This is a genomic window from Aquimarina aggregata, from assembly GCF_001632745.1.
GTDB classification, from domain to species: Bacteria; Bacteroidota; Bacteroidia; order Flavobacteriales; family Flavobacteriaceae; genus Aquimarina; species Aquimarina aggregata.
In genome coordinates, this window is the sequence record NZ_LQRT01000060.1 from 208,183 (window position 1) to 225,868 (window position 17,686).

At 33.7% G+C, this 17,686-nt stretch carries 15 protein-coding genes and 1 tRNA gene; 10 read left to right on the forward strand and 6 right to left on the reverse strand.

Features of this window, described 5'->3' with window-relative positions:
• Positions 1-6 precede the first annotated feature (6 nt).
• The 6 genes from AWE51_RS25505 (at position 7) to AWE51_RS25530 (ending at position 6,688) form a co-directional block, all read left to right on the forward strand.
• Positions 7-693: a hypothetical protein gene (locus AWE51_RS25505; protein WP_066320125.1), complete on the forward strand. Its 687-nt coding sequence runs from the start codon at positions 7-9 to the stop codon at positions 691-693.
• Positions 694-829: 136 nt separating this feature from the next.
• Positions 830-2,308 carry a vanadium-dependent haloperoxidase gene (locus AWE51_RS25510; protein WP_232517456.1) on the forward strand — a complete coding sequence of 493 codons (1,479 nt, stop codon included), beginning with the start codon at positions 830-832 and terminating at the stop codon, positions 2,306-2,308.
• Positions 2,309-2,398: 90 nt separating this feature from the next.
• Positions 2,399-3,163 carry a ParA family protein gene (locus AWE51_RS25515; RefSeq protein WP_066320132.1) on the forward strand — a complete coding sequence of 255 codons (765 nt, stop codon included), beginning with the start codon at positions 2,399-2,401 and terminating at the stop codon, positions 3,161-3,163.
• Between the two features lie 36 nt (positions 3,164-3,199).
• On the forward strand, positions 3,200-4,099 hold the full coding sequence (locus AWE51_RS25520; RefSeq protein ID WP_066320134.1) for an eCIS core domain-containing protein: 900 nt from the start codon (positions 3,200-3,202) through the stop codon (positions 4,097-4,099).
• A 71-nt stretch (positions 4,100-4,170) separates the two neighbouring features.
• On the forward strand, positions 4,171-5,331 hold the full coding sequence (locus AWE51_RS25525; RefSeq protein WP_066320136.1) for a hypothetical protein: 1,161 nt from the start codon (positions 4,171-4,173) through the stop codon (positions 5,329-5,331).
• A gap of 37 nt (positions 5,332-5,368) precedes the next feature.
• Positions 5,369-6,688 carry an ATP-binding protein gene (locus AWE51_RS25530; protein ID WP_066320138.1) on the forward strand — a complete coding sequence of 440 codons (1,320 nt, stop codon included), beginning with the start codon at positions 5,369-5,371 and terminating at the stop codon, positions 6,686-6,688.
• Between the two features lie 213 nt (positions 6,689-6,901).
• Here the strand turns inward: AWE51_RS25530 and AWE51_RS25535 are convergent, their stop codons facing one another.
• The 4 genes from AWE51_RS25535 to rseP form a co-directional block, all read right to left on the reverse strand.
• Positions 6,902-8,551, reverse strand: a complete 1,650-nt coding sequence (locus AWE51_RS25535; RefSeq protein ID WP_066320140.1) for a glycosyl hydrolase family 18 protein — start codon at positions 8,549-8,551, stop codon at positions 6,902-6,904.
• Between the two features lie 445 nt (positions 8,552-8,996).
• A tRNA-Asn gene (locus tag AWE51_RS25540) sits at positions 8,997-9,070 on the reverse strand.
• 273 nt (positions 9,071-9,343) lie between these two features.
• Positions 9,344-9,508: a hypothetical protein gene (locus AWE51_RS26795; RefSeq protein WP_157766231.1), complete on the reverse strand. Its 165-nt coding sequence runs from the start codon at positions 9,506-9,508 to the stop codon at positions 9,344-9,346.
• A gap of 212 nt (positions 9,509-9,720) precedes the next feature.
• Positions 9,721-11,073, reverse strand: a complete 1,353-nt coding sequence (rseP, locus tag AWE51_RS25545; RefSeq protein ID WP_066320147.1) for an RIP metalloprotease RseP — start codon at positions 11,071-11,073, stop codon at positions 9,721-9,723.
• A 156-nt stretch (positions 11,074-11,229) separates the two neighbouring features.
• Here rseP and AWE51_RS25555 point away from each other — a divergent pair, with 156 nt between their 5' ends.
• Complete coding sequence (locus tag AWE51_RS25555) at positions 11,230-11,907, forward strand: SCO family protein (protein ID WP_066320154.1); 678 nt, start codon at positions 11,230-11,232, stop codon at positions 11,905-11,907.
• A 131-nt stretch (positions 11,908-12,038) separates the two neighbouring features.
• On the opposite strand, the gene AWE51_RS25560 is transcribed toward AWE51_RS25555, so the two are convergent.
• Positions 12,039-13,688 carry a hypothetical protein gene (locus tag AWE51_RS25560; RefSeq protein ID WP_066320156.1) on the reverse strand — a complete coding sequence of 550 codons (1,650 nt, stop codon included), beginning with the start codon at positions 13,686-13,688 and terminating at the stop codon, positions 12,039-12,041.
• Between the two features lie 314 nt (positions 13,689-14,002).
• On the opposite strand from AWE51_RS25560, the gene AWE51_RS25565 reads away from it, so the two are divergent.
• Genes AWE51_RS25565 through AWE51_RS26925 form a run of 3 tightly spaced genes read left to right on the forward strand, consistent with a single transcriptional unit; the run spans position 14,003 to position 16,537 of the window.
• Entirely contained in the window at positions 14,003-14,230 is a 228-nt protein-coding gene (locus AWE51_RS25565) for a FeoA family protein (protein ID WP_066320370.1), read from the forward strand.
• Positions 14,231-14,245: 15 nt separating this feature from the next.
• Complete coding sequence (gene feoB, locus AWE51_RS25570; RefSeq protein ID WP_066320373.1) at positions 14,246-16,342, forward strand: ferrous iron transport protein B; 2,097 nt, start codon at positions 14,246-14,248, stop codon at positions 16,340-16,342.
• Between the two features lie 42 nt (positions 16,343-16,384).
• Positions 16,385-16,537, forward strand: a complete 153-nt coding sequence (locus AWE51_RS26925) for a hypothetical protein (RefSeq protein ID WP_162900344.1) — start codon at positions 16,385-16,387, stop codon at positions 16,535-16,537.
• A gap of 215 nt (positions 16,538-16,752) precedes the next feature.
• Here the strand turns inward: AWE51_RS26925 and AWE51_RS25575 are convergent, their stop codons facing one another.
• The gene (locus AWE51_RS25575; RefSeq protein ID WP_066320158.1) at positions 16,753-17,670 is read right to left on the reverse strand and encodes a DMT family transporter; all 918 of its coding nucleotides are present in this window, start codon (positions 17,668-17,670) and stop codon (positions 16,753-16,755) included.
• Between the last annotated feature and the right edge of the window lie 16 nt (positions 17,671-17,686).

The window sequence follows — 17,686 nt, forward strand, 5'->3', positions numbered from 1 at the left end:
AGTAAGATGAAAAATTACAATAAACTATTTGCTGGACTTATAAAGGAATTGAAAGAAAACAATTACATAGATATACAAGAAATTGATACAGATTTTAGTGCTCTTCAAGGTACAAATTTAGATTTTTTTGATCATAAGCTTAAAAAAAACCTAAATTTTAGCTTACCAAAAGAAAAGCAGGATGTTTTCAATTTTTTTAATTACACTCGGGTTTATTGGTTTTACAAAATAAATGAAGAATTGAAAGGTACAGGAGATTTTAATCTTGAAAATGCTTATAGATCTATCTCAAAATCAAAACCACATAAAATATGGAATGATTCCACACCCGAAAAAGATATAGAAATATTAAAACAATTTAGGGTTTTGATTGATAGCCCTGATGCTGGTGATAATAAGTTGATTGGTTTTAGATTAACCCCAGGCACGTATAGTGAGGAATTATGGTTTTATAATAGAGGACAGCTTTATCCCATGAAATTGGATTACGAGGGGCTGCTTAATGCACTTCTTGAAACAAAAGGTATTGGTAATTGGGAGTATTTCTTTTGTGATTTTGACCCTAAAGATTCTTTACATAAAAACATTCTAGATATGTTAAGAAAAGATTTAAGTGCTTTAAAAATTCTTTTTCCGGATGTTGACTACACGTATTATGATAAAAAAATTAGTAGTCTTAATGAAATTGGTTAGCAATTTCCCCACTACCGCTAGTTTGTAACTAATGGTGACAAGAATAAGAAGAAAACAACACTTTATGAAGTATGTAACTTCGTAAGAAGCAGTACAAAAACACAAGTAGGTGTTTTTGATGATAATAATAGTAAGAATGATTGATTATAAAAAAGAAAGAGAAGAACGATACAATACAATAATTACACAAAAATCAGTACTCATGGCAACAAACAATAATTACACACCAAGTAAGGCTCATGTATGGAATCGATTAACCTGTGATGCTATCCATTATGTAAATATGTCTCCAACAGTTGCAGCTAGAGCATTGGCCATGGTGCATACCGCAATGTATGATGCCTGGACCAATTATAATGATGGCGGTTGTGAGGTAAGTACTACTACAGGTAGTCGTTTGAAACAGCCAGATCAAGAATGTACATCTCTAAATCGAGAAACAGCATATAGCCATGCAGCGTATACGGTACTACAAGATGTATTTTGGTTGCAGTTACCACCAGAAAAAAAGAATATGTTTCGGGATTTTATGTGCGAATGCAATTTTGATCCCGATAACAAAGATATGGAGCCTAATAATGCTGTTGGAATTGGTAATTTATCTGCAAAACTCATTATAGAATGTAGAGCAGGAGATGGTGCAAATCAATATGCAACCTTAGAAGAAGGTAGTTATGTAGATTATACAAACTATTGTCCTGTAAATCCACCAGTGCCACAACCCTTAAAATATGAAGATCGTTGGCAAGCGCAATTGGTAAATCATAAACCACAAGAGTTTTTAACTGCACATTGGGGGTTAGTAAAACCTTTTGCATTAACATGGGGAGGACAATTTAGACCACCTTCGCCGGCGTCTTGTGATAGTAAAAATTACAAACGACAAGCTGATATGGTATTGGATTATAGCGCATGCCTAACAGATGAACAAAAACTAATGGCCGAGTTTTGGGGAGGGATGCATGAGGATAAATTTGTAGATAGCCCAAAAGATGGAAAAGCACGTAATGCCACTCCGCCAGAACAATGTTGTAGACAAGCGCGCTATTTATCCAAAGAATACGGTTATAAAAATGCATTTGATATCAAAATGTTTTTTGCATTATCTAATGCGTTGCTTGATGCAGGAATAGCGGCTTGGGATTGTAAAGTGTATTATGATTATGTGCGACCAATATCGGCAATTCAAGATTTGTATAGAGGTAAGAGTATAGAAGCTTGGGGTGGCCCATGCGAAGGAACCAAACAAATAGAAGGTGAAAACTGGATCCCATATATCCCGACACCGCCTTTTGCAGAGTATGTATCAGGGCATAGCACATTTAGTGCAGCGGCGGCAGAAGTGTTATCCTGCTTTTGTGATAGTGGCAAATATGGAGAATCGGTTACTATTCCTAAAGGAGGTTCAAAAATAGAACCTGGATGTACACCTTGTGAAGATGTTACTTTGGATTGGAAAATGTTAGGAGATGCAGCTTCAGAAGCCGGGATATCGAGATTGTATGGAGGTATCCATTTTAAAGACGGAGATCTTGAAGGGCGCAAATTAGGCACCAAAGTTGGGTGCGAAGTTTGGGATAAAGTATGTCAATATTTCGAAGCAGAACTGGGATAAGGAATTGGTATGTGATAATTTCTTAGATGAAGTCTTTGTATATTTATATGAAAGATAAATAGATAAGCAATATAAGATCAAAACAAATAGATGAAAGTAATCTCAATTGCAAATTTTAAAGGGGGTGTTGGTAAAACAACTACAGCAATAAATTTGGCTGCAGGTCTAAAAAAGAAAGGAAAAAAAGTATTACTGATCGATGTAGATCCGCAAGCCAATTTAACACAATCATTAGGAATTACAGAAGATATAGAAAACTCTGTATATACTGTGTTGCATAAAGAAGCCTTTGGGGAAAAAACTAAGATTACAGATGTAGTAATTAATGCCTCGGGATTAGACATCGTACCATCATCTTTGGATTTGGCAGGAGCAGAATTAGAATTGGCAAGTGTTTATGGTCGAGAGCAGATTCTTTCTCAGTTAATTAAGCCTTTGAAAGGTTATGATTATGTATTTATAGATTGTCCCCCATCAATGAGTATGTTAACGATTAATGCATTGGTGAGTAGTGATCATGTTTTGATTCCGCTCCAAGCAGAATTTTTACCTTTAAAAGGAGTGCGCAGCTTTTTAAAACATTTTGAATTGGTAAAGAAACTCAATAAAAAGATTTCTTTGTTGGGGTTTGTCCTGACAAAATTTGACTACAGAAAAAAAATGAATCAACAGGTCAAAGAACAACTTTTAAAGGAGTTTTCTGATAAATTAGTTTTTAAAACACACATACGAAGTAATATTTCTTTAGCAAATGCTCAAGAAAAGGGAAAAGACATTTATTCTTATGATAAGAATGCTAATGGAGCTAAAGATTACAGTGAGCTCACTACAGAATTCTTGTCTAAGTTCAAGTAAGTTCGACATAAGAAAGTAGTTAAAAAAATAGAAGCGATGAAAAATATATTCTCTGGTCGTAGAAACAAAAGTCCACATACAAATGAAGAAGCAGAAAAAGAAGCTACTCCTTTTTTTGCAAAAGAAAATAAAAAACCATTTTTTAATACTTCAAAAGGAGCGATACAGCCCAAATTAGCTGTTGGTCAGCCAGGTGATAAGTATGAAAAAGAAGCGGATAGTATGGCGGATGCGGTAGTGAACAATTCGGCGAAACCGGATATTCAGAATAAAGAGATTAGTGACATCCAAAGAGAATCGTTAGCAACACCACAAGAAGATGAAAAGTTAGGTACGGCAGAGCAGCGAGTAGAAGAAGATAAATTGGTGCAAGAAAAACCTGAGGTTCAAAAAATGGAAGGAAAAGAAGAAGAGGAACCCGTGCAGATGATGAGTAAGGAAGAAGAGGAACCTGTGCAGATGATGGGAGAAGAAGAGGAAGAACCTGTGCAGATGATGAGCGAGGAAGAAGAGGAACCTGTTCAGATGATGGGTGAAGAAGAAGAGGAACCTGTGCAAATGATGGAGGGTGAAGAAGAGGAAGAAGTGCAAGCAAAACATAACTCGAATACCACCAGACAAACTGCCAATACAGGATTATCTAATGCTATTAAAGAAAAATCTGGAAAAGGAAAACAATTACCTAAAAATGTAAAAGAAGAAATGGAAACTTCTTTTGGTACGGATTTCACCGATGTTAATATTCATACAGATCAAGAAGCGGCTAGAATGAACAAAGAGTTAGGTGCTCAGGCATTTACACATGGTAATGACGTGTATTTTAATTCAGGGAAGTATAATCCAGAATCGAATAAAGGAAAACATCTGCTTGCACATGAGTTAACTCATGTCGTACAACAAGGAGGAAAAAAAAAATCCAAAAAGAAGCAGAAGTAGATGCTTCAGGAAATTACACGAATAACTATATTTTTAGACAGAACTCTTTTTTTAGAAGGGTCAAAGCAGCCGTGTCGGATGGTCCTTTAGTTGATAATGAAATCCAAGAACTCAGACAATATGCTATAGCTAGAAATGGAACAGTTAAACATTCAGAGTTATTATTAATGGCAGCTATGCGATCTACCGCCAATGCTACTTTGTTAACAGCACATAGAAGAGGTAGTTTTATACTGCCTATGGCATCAATATCACAAGTTAACAGGGATTATATTGTTAATTTTAATAGAGAATCAATACCAAATGATATTCATGCTTTACGATTTAGAAGACTTATGGTGAGATTAGGGATAAGTTCAGAAAACATTACTGATTTAAATGATGAAATCGAAACAAGAATTTTTGAAGAAATAGAAACAGCAGGAGGTAGATCATTTCATAGGCAAGCAGAAAGCATAGTAATACATTTAATGTCGGGATCTTCTGTCGAGCCGTTAAGTGTTCTTAATGCAATGAACAATGCATCTTCTGATAGTACTTCTGGGGATAAAGTAATGGCTGGGATTACATACATTATAGCCAAAGAATATAACCACCCCTTAGCAAATAGATTGTTAAATGGTTCGCTTAAAGTAGACGCTTTGATCCCTAGGGTTTATAGAAGATTACAAGGTGAAGGAGACGCATCATATCAATATTCTACAGATCAGGATATCGGAAAAGCTGATACTTTATATTTACCAACTAATTTAGAGTTAGCTCAAATTACCGATAGAGCATTAATTATTCATGAACTAACTCATGCTCAGGATGATTTTAATACCACAACGGCAACCGATATAAGCACAATTGATTTAGAAATGAATGCATATAGGTCTCAAAGTAAATATGTTATGGATGAGATTAGAAATGTGCCTTCTGGATCTGCACCAGGCTGGGTAACTTCTGCTTCTAGACTAGCCAATGCTAATTTAACACATTATTGGGGCTTTGTTTCAGCTGCAAAACGTGCGCCGAGTACATATAATACAGTACTTAATGAGATATTAAGTGCAGCACCAACTTCAAAATCTTTAAGTCAAATAGCAACCGATATTGGTAATTCAATATCGGTTATTGATACAAACTTAAGAAACGCAATTATTAATATGAGAGATAGTCGAGGAAGGAATCTATATAATTCAACATCTACTACTCGCGTAGATGGAGGAGCAGGCCATTTTTTTAATTAATTTATTTTAAAAAAACACGTAATTACGAAGAATTAAAATGACAGATTTACTAGAGTTCAATTACCTTAAAGAATTAATAGAATTTCGCTTAGATACTTATTTTAAATTAGAGTCTACAATTCCAGAACCAGTAATGCCAGAGTTAAAAAAATGGTCTATTCACGTTCCGGATCTATTGGTAAAAGCAAAATTAACTACAGAAGAAAAGTTAGTATTGCTGGTTACCCTATGTCCACATATTTATGGTAATCTATTAGATAGTATTATCCAAAATAAGTTGACTTCTACCGGGGATTTCCCTCAGTTAGGAGGAATAAGAGGTAAAAATTTTAGAGGTTTTATTCCCACTGGAGAAACAATTTTGTTTTTATTAGCGGCAGATGATGACCTTAAAAAGAAAAAGAAAATACATCAGTTTTTTGGGCCAGACCACTTTTTTAATAAACAAAGAATTCTTTGGTTAGAAGATGCTCCTGAGGGGGAACCTAAAATGAGCGGAAAACTAGTCTTATCTAATGATTATGCAGAAATTTTCCTATTAGGAAAAGCAAATAAGCCAGGTTTTAGTATGAAATTTCCAGCTCAAGTCATTGAGACTGAAATGGAATGGGAAGATCTAGTATTGAATAAAGATACCAATAAACAAATTCAAGAACTTCAGACTTGGATTACACATGGAGATACATTGCTTAATGATTGGGGAATGTATAAAAAACTAAAACCGGGATATAGAGTATTATTTCATGGTCCCCCAGGAACGGGAAAAACGCTTACGGCTAGTTTGCTCGGAAAGCATACCGGTAAAGATGTGTATAAAATTGATTTGTCAATGGTAGTTTCAAAATTTATAGGCGAAACCGAAAAAAATCTAGCAAATCTTTTGGCAAAGGCAGAAAAAACAGAAAACATTCTTTTCTTTGACGAGGCTGATGCGTTATTTGGTAAACGTACAAATGTTAGAGATGCACATGATAAATATGCAAATCAAGAGGTTTCTTATCTGCTGCAGAGAATAGAAGGTTATAAAGGACTTGTAATTCTTGGATCCAATCTAAAAAGTAATATTGATGAGGCTTTCATCAGAAGATTTCAGGCTATTATCCATTTTCCTTTACCAAAGGCATCTGAACGATTGGTTTTATGGCAAAAAGCATTTCCGAAGAAAATAAGACTACACACCGATGTAAATTTAATGAGCATTGCTCAAAAATATGAGCTATCTGGGGCAGAGATTATGAATATTGTTCAGTATGCTTGTTTATGTGCGCTAGAGGCAAAACAAAAAACAATTTATCATGAATATATTGTAAATGGTATTCGAAAAGAATTTCAAAAAGGGGGGAGAATTATGCGATAATACTAGTAAACAATAAGATACAAAAAAGCCTTAGAAAATTAATTCCTAAGGCCTAATCGTGATTTTTTTATTATGGAAAAATGGGCTAATTCCAACTAACAAAAAATCCCTTAACAACAAAGTCGAAAAATATTCTTTTTCCTTACAAGGTTTATGAATTGAATGTTAAGTAATTATAAAATAATCAATCAACCTACTTTTATACTTTGAAAATTATAGCACATTGAACCGATCGGTTTTTACACCCTGGTCAGAAATGATATAGAGTAAATAAGAACCTGTTTTCAATTCAGACGCGTCTAACTGGAAACTGTTTTGACCAGCACCTACTTTACCTAAGCTAACCTTCTTAATTACTCTACCTTGAATATCAAGAATTTTTATGTCAATTTCTGAACCTTCAGTTAATTTAATACTTAAGTTGAGAATGGTATTGCTTAATGGGTTTGGGTAGATGCGTACATTCTTATTTTTTTCAACGAGATTGGTTTTTGATCTACTCGCTTTACAACCAGCAGATGTAGGTTCCCAGAACCAAGTACTAATCGTAGGGTCGTAGCCAGGATTATCATGCTCGCAGATATAGTTGGATCCGCTATATGATACGATGTCTCCAGTATAATATTGGGTTCCTGCTGACCATGGCGCACAGGTTCCTCCACCAGAACCACCATCACAATTTTGAGAGGTTGGGTCCCAAAACCATGTGCTAATTACGGGATCATAACCAGGATTATCATTTACGCAGATATAATTACTGCCTTTATACTTTACAATATCGCCTACATTGTATTGTGTACCTGCTGACCAAGCGGTACATGAACCAGAACCGTCTCCACCTCCTCCGTCTCCACCTCCTCCGTTATTCAGTTTAGCATCAATAGTGTTAAGCAACGAATAGGAAGGGTTTGAGTGATCTTGGTCAATAGCCCAAATCATGATGCCGCCAATGTTCTCATTTAAAGCTAGTTGTACTTTATCCTCAATCAATTTTTTTGCATTGTAACCATAGCCGTTTGATTGATCGCAAGTGTTATTGTTGGGATAGACTTTGTTTGGAGCACTAGGATCTGCTGCTACAATGTCTTTATAAGCCATAGAAGCGCCGCTAGAATTCCAACCGTAGAAGGGAAGGCCTAATTGTAGTTTCGAACTAGCTACCCCGCGACTCTGCCAATAATTTATGGCATTAGCAGCAAAAGTGTATGTTGAATGATTTATCCTTGGGCTAGCATCATAAGCCATGATATGAATATCATCTAGATATTGCAGGGCAGCTGAAGAGAAATATTGACCTCTAAATGCAGATGCAGGTACAGCTGTAGAAAGTTCTAAATTTTTTGTTGGATGTGTATTCATCTTTGTTCTAAGTGCTGCTAATAAATCAACATATAATCCTTGACTACTTGCACTAGGATATTCCCAATCTATATCGATACCGTCTAAGTTATATTGTACAACCATATTGTAGAGGTTGTTTACAAAATTTGTTTTTGCAATCCCTTTAGATACCGCATCGAACGCTTCTGGGTTTGCATCAGCAGCACAAGGTCCAGATTGATTTGCATAGCTGCACGGAAACCAACCTCCTACTGCAAGAATAGCTTTAGCTCCTTGAGCGTGTGCTATAGATGTCATAGTACTAAGGTAAGTACCGTCTATAGCATTTAACTTACCATCTAAATCAGGGTGAATGGTTGCAAATGAGTAAATGACATGTGTCAACTTAGAGGCTTGATCTGAAGTGATTTGATTTTTCCAACTTTGCATATATCCCACTCTTTTTTGAGCATGTGTTTGTAGCGTTGTAAATAGTAGGGTTGTTAGCAAAAATAACTGGAGATAGTAGTGCAATTTTCTCATGAGAATATGGTTTTTAAGAGTTAAGTTTTTTAATTTATATTTTTTAGTATTTAGTAGGTCTTCAAAACAGAGATTAAACTAAAAACAACAAAATGTAGATATAAAGATTGTCATGTTCAGGTTAGCCTTGGTTATTTTATAGTTGTTTACTCTTATAAAGTATATTAAAAGTAAAATGAAGTATTGATACTAAGCCTTTTTTTAGCTTAATGGTGAGAGTTTGTAGCTTAACTGCACTATCTAAAGATGTGTAGCTAGTTTTTTCTTAAGTTTTTTAGTTATTAATCTTAAGTAGTTCATGTAAAACCAGAAAATAGGGGATAATGCAGAAAACATCATTGTTCTCATAACCAATGATGATTAAATAATGCTAAAAATGATCGATATAACTTTAATATTACAAAACAAAAAAGCCTCAACTTTAATAAGTTAAGGCTTAATTTTGCTCCCCCTCTTGGGCTCGAACCAAGGACCCTTTGATTAACAGTCAAATGCTCTAACCAACTGAGCTAAGGAGGAATTTTGGTCTTGCAAATATAGAGCGTTTTTCTCTTTTTGCGAGTGCAAATATATACTATTTTTTAGTTCTCAAAAAGATTTTTTCAATTTTTTATACTTTTTATTTCATAAAGTATAAATCAAGAAAAAATAACACACTCTAAATCCAATTTTATTTTGGGATAATTAATGTCATAAACCCCTAAGTCATTTTTTGATACTCAGGGATTTATTAAGCTACCTCGTCATAAAAAGCCTACCCATTATTCTTAATAGTTAGAGATAGCAATTTTTTTAGAATGAAATTATTTCTTTTGGATAAGGAAAAGATGGCATAGAAGGATGATTTGGTCTTGTACAACCGTTTCCTGATCCGTCATCAATAACCCCATTTGTTGGACCTGTTCCACCATTGATGTTTTTTGCTTCTAAATTTGTTAATTCGATTACGTTTTTCATCTTTTAATTGATTTTATAATTTTAATATTCCTGTACCTTATATTTTGGTAACTGATGTAAAACTAATCGTACTATGTCTCAAATTTTGAGATATGGTTTGATAATCATGGAAAAAGATGAAAATTGTTATTTATCAATAGGAATACTATAAAAAAAAGCCCACTCGTAAGAAATTTGGAGTGGGCTTTTAAAATATTTTTAAGAATGACTACTTATCCAAAGACTGCTTTGTATATGTCATTACCATTGGCAAAAAGTAATAATGTAATAAGAATAATAAATCCAGCTAGTTGGGCATACTCCATGAATTTATCATTAGGTTTTCTACCTGTTATAATCTCATATAACAAAAACATTACATGCCCTCCATCTAAAGCTGGAATAGGAAGTATATTCATAAATGCTAATATGATCGATATAAAAGCAGTAGTACTCCAGAATGCCCCCCAGTTCCAAGTATCTGGAAAAAGGCCTCCAATCGCTCCAAAACCACCTACGCCTTTATAAGCACCTGTACTAGGATTAAAGATTTTTTTCATCTGTTTTACATAACTACTAAGCGTTGATGTACCTTTATGAATACCTGCAGGAATAGATTCTAAGAAAGAATACTTTATTGTTTTAAGACTAAACGCGCCATATTTTTCTAATTGACTATAAGCCGCAAGATAACTTAACCCAAGTTTTGCCTCTTCATTTATCTTAAGTGAAACTATTTTTTCTGACCCATTCTCATTGCTTACCGTGAAACTGGCTTCAGAATTTTTATTATTTTCTAAAAATGAAACAATCTCATCATAATAAGCAACTTTGTTTCCATTAATTGCAACAATACGATCTCCTTCGCTCAAATCTGCTCCAGTATTGTGAGAACCTGCAGAAATTTCGTTAATTATAAAAGGAACACGTACCGATAAAAAAGAGGTCTTCTCATCACTCTCTAGTAATTTGGCGATAAAATCAACAGGTATTTCTTGATCAAAAGTTCTTCCATCTCTTTGGATGGTCATGATATTGCCATTAATGATTTCTAAAGGTAATTTTCCAAATTCTTCAATTTTAGTACCATCGATAGCTAAAATATTATCGCCGGTTTGTATACCTAGTTTGTCTCCTATTTCTTGATTAGTAACATGAAATCCGTCTTTTAAACTATCTGCCTGAATATAAATATCACCATAACTATAGGCTATTCCGATATAAATGATAATTGCCAGAATAAAGTTTACGGTAACTCCACCAAGCATAATAATTAATCGTTGCCATGCTGGTTTAGATCTAAACTCCCATGGTTGTGGTGGCCCGGCCATTTGTTCTTTATCCATGCTTTCATCAATCATTCCGGCAATTTTAACATAACCACCTAAAGGTAACCAGCCAATACCATAAACAGTCTCACCTATTTTTTTCTTGAAAAGTGAATATTTTACATCAAAAAAGAGATAAAACTTTTCAACTCGAGTTTTAAATAACTTGGCAGGAATAAAATGTCCTAACTCGTGAAGAACGATAAGAATTGATAAACTTAATAGTAGCTGTATTGCTTTTATAAAAAATGGACTCATGGGTCGAATTGAAAATTAAATCACGCAAAAGTAACCTTTTAGACGAGCATATAAAAATATCGATAACTCATATCATAAGATTTAGTATATTTTTAATGTATGCAAAGGATTTTATAACTAATAATCCTTGTAATTTTGCAGATATAAAAGGTGGTTATGCTTCAGTTTTTTTCTCGATATAAATTTTTTGCGGTAGTGCTCTTTGTATTATCCTCGATTATTATTTCAATTATTTATTCCATTCTTAAACCCGATAAAAAATTATTGGTTTATAAACCTGAAATGGTAAATGCAGAGTTAGTGGATACTACAGTACAATATATCAGGAAGTACCATAAAATCGCAGATTTTAATTTAACTAATCAAAATGGGGAGAAAGTTACGCAAGACACCTATAAAGATAAGATTTATGTTGCTGATTTTTTCTTTACAACTTGCCAAACAATTTGTCCAATAATGACTGGACATATGAAAGAAATCCAAGATCGACTAAAAAATGATAATGAAGTGTTATTACTATCACATAGCGTTACGCCAAAAATTGATAGTGTTGCTAGATTAAAGAAATATGCTTTAGAAAAAGGGGTTGATGATACAAAATGGAATCTAGTTACTGGGGATAAGAAGCAAATCTATGATCTAGCGCGTAAATCATATTTAGCAGCAAAATCTGATGGAGACGGTGGGCCTTATGATATGGTGCATACAGAAAATTTTGTGTTAGTTGATACAAAAAAAAGGATTCGAGGGTTTTATGATGGTACCAATCCAGAAGATATTGATAAGCTCTTAGAGGATATTGCTATTTTAAAAAAGGAAAAGGTCAAGAAATGATCTTCAAATTTATAAATAGACGAGTCCGAAATTAGAAACTGTAAAGGTCTAAGATCTTAAGACCTATTAGGTTTTTTACTTCGAACTCGTCTAAATAAATGTTTTTGAATATAAATTCAGTTATTTAGTTATTACCCTTGTAAAGGACATTCTGCTGGATTTTCGTCACATACTGCATCGATCCAAGGTTGGAATCCTTCGTAAAAAGTTTCGTTAAAGAATTCGATTAACTCATTAAAATCAACATCTTCAAATAATTCATCAGCTCCTAGTGGTTCTTCAGGATTTAATAATGTGTGATTTAGAAATTCTATTTCAGATTCTCCTTCTAGTTCTATGGTAAGTCTAAGAGGTTGATTGGTCAGATTTCCCGTATCTGTAAAAGGAAATGGGAAATGCCAATTTTCATTACTTGTAGAGCAGGCTCCGATAGGACCAGAAAAGTGTATGCCGTCAAAGTAATAACTGTTTCCAAACATATTTTGTACTGAACTATTAGGGCCATTTTCTGGAACATAATTATACGGATCACTATTCACTAATTGCCCATCTCCAGTTTCCCAAATAAATCTTGAAGGTTTTTTAATTCTCATTCCACAAAAATTATTGGGTAATATTACTTCGTCTTCGTAAAAAGGAAGAGTAGGTAAAAATTGTACAGGAATCGTGATTCTTGGTTTTTCATCAATGATTGTGGTGAAATCTACAACAATTCGATAATTTTGGGATCCAAGCGTACCATAAGACAGGTCGATATGAGCAGGAAGTTGTGGAAAATCACCTGGGGTTACATTTCCATTGTCTCCGCCATTTCCAGGGTCGATTTCTACATCTTTTTTATCCATCATAAAATCAAATTGATCTTTACCCATGGCATTTTTTACTCGTAAACGAAATGAGGTTTTTTTAGAGGTATTCCATGCATAAGTATACACTTTGGTACTATTTGCAGGAACTTCGAAACCTTTTGGGATTAACTCTGAAGGATTCTTCATAGATTTCCACCTTCTATTGGCATAATATTCAAAATATAATTCAGGACCCACATATGCACTACAAGGAGGACTTTGACATAAACCACCTGTAGGACTGTTCGACGTATAATGATCATTGCTGCTGTTTTGAACAGCTTTACTGCAAATTTTTCCTCGCCACTTTTTGATGTCATTCATTACAGCATGTAGTTTGTAACGTGTACCTTTATTACATGCAGACGGAGATAAACTTGCACAATCATTTACAAAACCTTGATAATTATTTGGCGTTTTATCTAAAGCAACGAACTCTGGAGTACCTAAAAAACCGCCAGCGATAGAGTTGGTAAACGAGCTGTTTTTACAAGCAATAGTTCTTCTTGGGTTTCCAGCGATACCAATAGGTAAATTTATAGCAGCATTACGTGCCCATCCCTGAGATTCTGATGTTTTGTTTAAAGTATTTTTGTTTTTAATGGTTAAAAAAGAAGGCACTGGTGTTCCCGGTTCAGAAAGTGCCCAGAAAATCTCTTCTTCACTAATATTATCGTTCATTTCATTAATATTAGCAAGAACAGAACATTCATTACAATCACTCTCTTCTAGTAAAAAAGTACCTTTAAGTTCTCCGTCCTCGATATTATGAAAACTGATTTTGTTTCCATTTTCTAGGATAACTTCAGCTTTGTTTTCAGAAATTTCCTGATCAAGAATTGTGCTATCTGTAGGATATTCTGTTTTTTCACATGAAATAATGAAGAGACTACAGAAGATGATGCATACATAAGTTTTAAAATTTGAAATCATTGTGCGGTATTTTTAATAAATACCTACTCTCTTTAAGGCTTTTCGGTTTCCGCCTGTTTCTAAATTTAGATGTTAGCGAATCTACTTTGTGGATGAAATTTAAGTGTCCGAAAATTTTGATTTTCAAAGATATTGGACTCAAAATGGGGTGTATGCCTATACATACAGCGTTAAAAACCTATTTTTTGAGATGTGTTTTTTTGATTTAAAAAACAAAATTCATGATATGTCATTTGTATTTTGAAAAATTTAGCTTTTCGAATACGATTTTTTCCCCTATTTTTGCGTTGTTTAAAATTAATCTAAATAAATACTTGAAGACTACAATAGCTAATCTTAAAAGAGGCCAACGTGCATTAATTAAGGAGATTACTTCAGATATTATTCCTCTTAAGCTACTAGAAATGGGATGTTTGCCTGGTAATGAAGTAGAATTGCTTCAAACGGCTCCGTTTCAATGCCCTATGTATCTTACTATAAATGGTAGTCATCTTGCAATCCGAAAAGAAATTGCAGCTCAGATAGAAGTTCAGATTATATAATTGCAAGGAGTATTTATGGCAAAGCAAATTAAAGTTTCACTTATAGGAAACCCCAATACTGGAAAAACATCTGTTTTTAATTTGCTTACTGGTCTGAATCAGCAAGTAGGTAATTATCCAGGAATCACAGTCGAAAAAAAGGAAGGGATTTGCAAGTTGTCTCGTGGTGTAAAAGCTCATATTCTTGATTTACCTGGAACTTACAGTCTCAATGCTTCATCTCTTGATGAAAATGTAGTGATTGAATTGCTACTTAATAAAAAAGACAAAGATTTTCCCGATGTAGCCGTAGTGGTAAGTGATGTAGAAAATCTGAAAAGAAACTTGCTTCTTTTTACACAGATTAAAGATTTAGAAATTCCGACAATTTTAGTGATCAATATGGCTGATCGCATGAATAGGAAAGGGATTACTTTAGATATTCCTTTGTTGGAAAAGGAACTTAATACTAAAATAGCGTTAATAAGTGCTCGTAAAAATCAGGGTATTGATGAGCTTAAAAAATTGATAGAATCTTACGGATCATTATCTAAAACACCTTGTGTAAATGCATTATCATTTGCTCCAGAATATTTTGAAAGATTACAAAAAGCGTTTCCGAACGAATCATTATATAAACTTTGGTTAGTAATTACTCAAGATGTAAACTTTAGAAAGATTGATAAGCAGGATATATCATTAGCACCAGATTTTAAGATTAAGTCAGAAAGTGAGCTCAAAAGATTACAGCAAAAGGAAACCATTAAGCGATATCAATTTATTAATAATGTTCTCAAAAAAGGACAAGTTATTGATGAAAAGGCAGCGACTGGTATGCGTGCAAGATTAGATAGAGTGCTTACTCATAAATTTTGGGGGTATTTTATATTCTTTTGCATTCTCTTATTAATATTTCAGACAATTTACGATTGGTCATCATACCCGATGGATCTTATCGATGAGGGTTTTGCCTGGTTAAGTGAAACTACAAAATCTATTTTGCCCGAAGGGCCATTTGTAGATTTAATTACAGAGGGTATTATCCCTGGACTTGGAGGTATTGTTATTTTTATTCCACAGATTGCATTTTTATTTCTTTTTATATCCATTTTAGAAGAAAGTGGTTATATGAGTAGAGTGGTTTTTCTGATGGATAGAGTAATGCGAAAATTCGGATTAAGTGGTAAAAGTGTTGTTCCATTAGTTTCAGGAACCGCATGTGCAATTCCGGCAGTTATGGCTACTCGAAATATAGAGAACTGGAAGGAAAGATTGATTACTATTCTAGTGGTACCGTTTACTACTTGTTCGGCTAGATTGCCAGTGTATCTTATTATAATTGCATTAGTGATTCCAGATAAAAAAATTGGTTGGATATTTAGTTATCAAAGTCTGACTTTAATGTTGTTGTACTTTCTTGGATTTGCAACAGCGGTTGGATCTGCATGGATATTAAATAAAATATTAAAGATTAAAAGTAAATCTTACTTTGTGATCGAAATGCCTGGATATAAGGTGCCCTTGTTTAAGAATGTGGCTATAAATGTTATCGAAAAAACTAAGGCTTTTATTTTTGGTGCCGGAAAAATAATTTTAGCAATATCAATTATATTATGGGTATTGGCAAGCTTTGGACCTAATGATAATTTTAATAATGCTAAAGAAATAGTAACCGAGAAATACACGAATTTATCAGAACAAGATTTAGAAAATGAAATTGCTTCGTATAAGCTAGAACATTCCTTTATAGGATATGCAGGTAAAGCAATAGAACCTATAGTTGCTCCTTTAGGATATGATTGGAAAATTGGTATCGGAATCATAAGTTCTTTTGCTGCTAGAGAAGTTTTTGTAGGAACATTGGCAACAATTTACAGCGTTGGTAGTGACGAAGAAGAAACTATAAAAAACAGAATGGCTGCAGAAGTAAGTGCAAAAACAGGAGAACCATTATTTAATCTAGCTAGCGGAATTTCTTTATTACTATTTTATGCTTTTGCAATGCAGTGCATGAGTACTCTAGCTATTGTAAAACGAGAAACTAATGGATGGAAATGGCCAATGGCACAACTTGTATTTATGAGTGTCTTAGCGTATAGTATTTCTTTAATTGCTTACCAGGTTTTGAAATAAATAATGTAATTTTTAATATCTTTAAACGACAATTTAAAAATCATGAATATTCTTGTACAAAATATATTGGTATTACTAGTGTTTGCGGGAGCGATTGGTTTTATTGTTAGAAAGTTTTTTTGGAAACCATCAATGGCTTCTGCTAAGAAAAAAAGCTCAAAATCCTGCGGTAACTCTGGTTGTGGATGTCATTGATCCTTATAATCATAGGATATTACTTAGATTATAAACACAATCCCAAGCAGTTTATATCTGATCTTAAAGGGGGATTATCTTTTCTATCAATACTTATATTCTTTTTCCTTTTTGTATTGTATATATTGGACTCAGGAGTCTTGTATGCTATTTTTGGAATAGCAATTGTACTACCCATGACATTAATATTAAGACAATACTTTAAAAAGAAATCATCACTTCTTTAATCGCTTTAAAGGTGTGCTACTAATTAAGTATACGCCAACAAAAATTAGAATACAACATAAAAGTTTCGTGACTGTTATATCACCTTGGTATTGACTATTTACTACAAGATAAGACACTATACCAACTAATATCATTGCAACTGCCGGTTGTACATAAATATAGCTACTAGAAACGGTTGGCTTTACATATTGTAGTGCAAACATATTAAGTAAATAAGCTAAAAAAGTTGGACCTACCACTACATAAAATAGGGATATCCAATTTGAAAACTCGAATGCGTGAAAATCCGTATTAATTAAGGGGCTGATACAAAATGGAAACATCGCTATAAACCCGAAAGAAAAAGTCCATACGATAACTGTCATGGGTTTGTATTTGGCCATGAGTGGCTTAATAATTACTAAATAAAAAGCAAAAGCTAATGCATTAATAGCAATAAAAACGTTGCCAATAAGAGATCCGGTTCCTAGTCCAGAGTTTCCTAAATAGATCAATAAAACAGCTCCAAGGCCACCAATTGATATGCCAAGAATTCGTTGAGTTGTTAAAGGTTCTTTTAGTAAAAAATAACTTATGATTACAGTGAAAATAGGCATTGCCGTAATTATAATTGCAGCATCAACGGGCGAGGTTAGACTAAGACCATTCATAGAGAAATACTGATTTGTAGCAACACCTAAAACTCCGCATAATGCAAGTCTAGGGATATCTCTTTTCTCTACTTTTTCTTTAATAAAAAATTTCAGAAATAGAAATAAAAGTCCTGCGCCACTAATACGAAGAAACACCAAAGCAGAAGCTTCAATTTTATGCGGCATTAGCCCTTTAGCAATAAGGTAATTAGCACCATAAGTAATATTAACTGTTAATAAGGCGAGATGAGCTTTAGCTTTATTTGAAATCATTTGGCAAAGAAAGCAA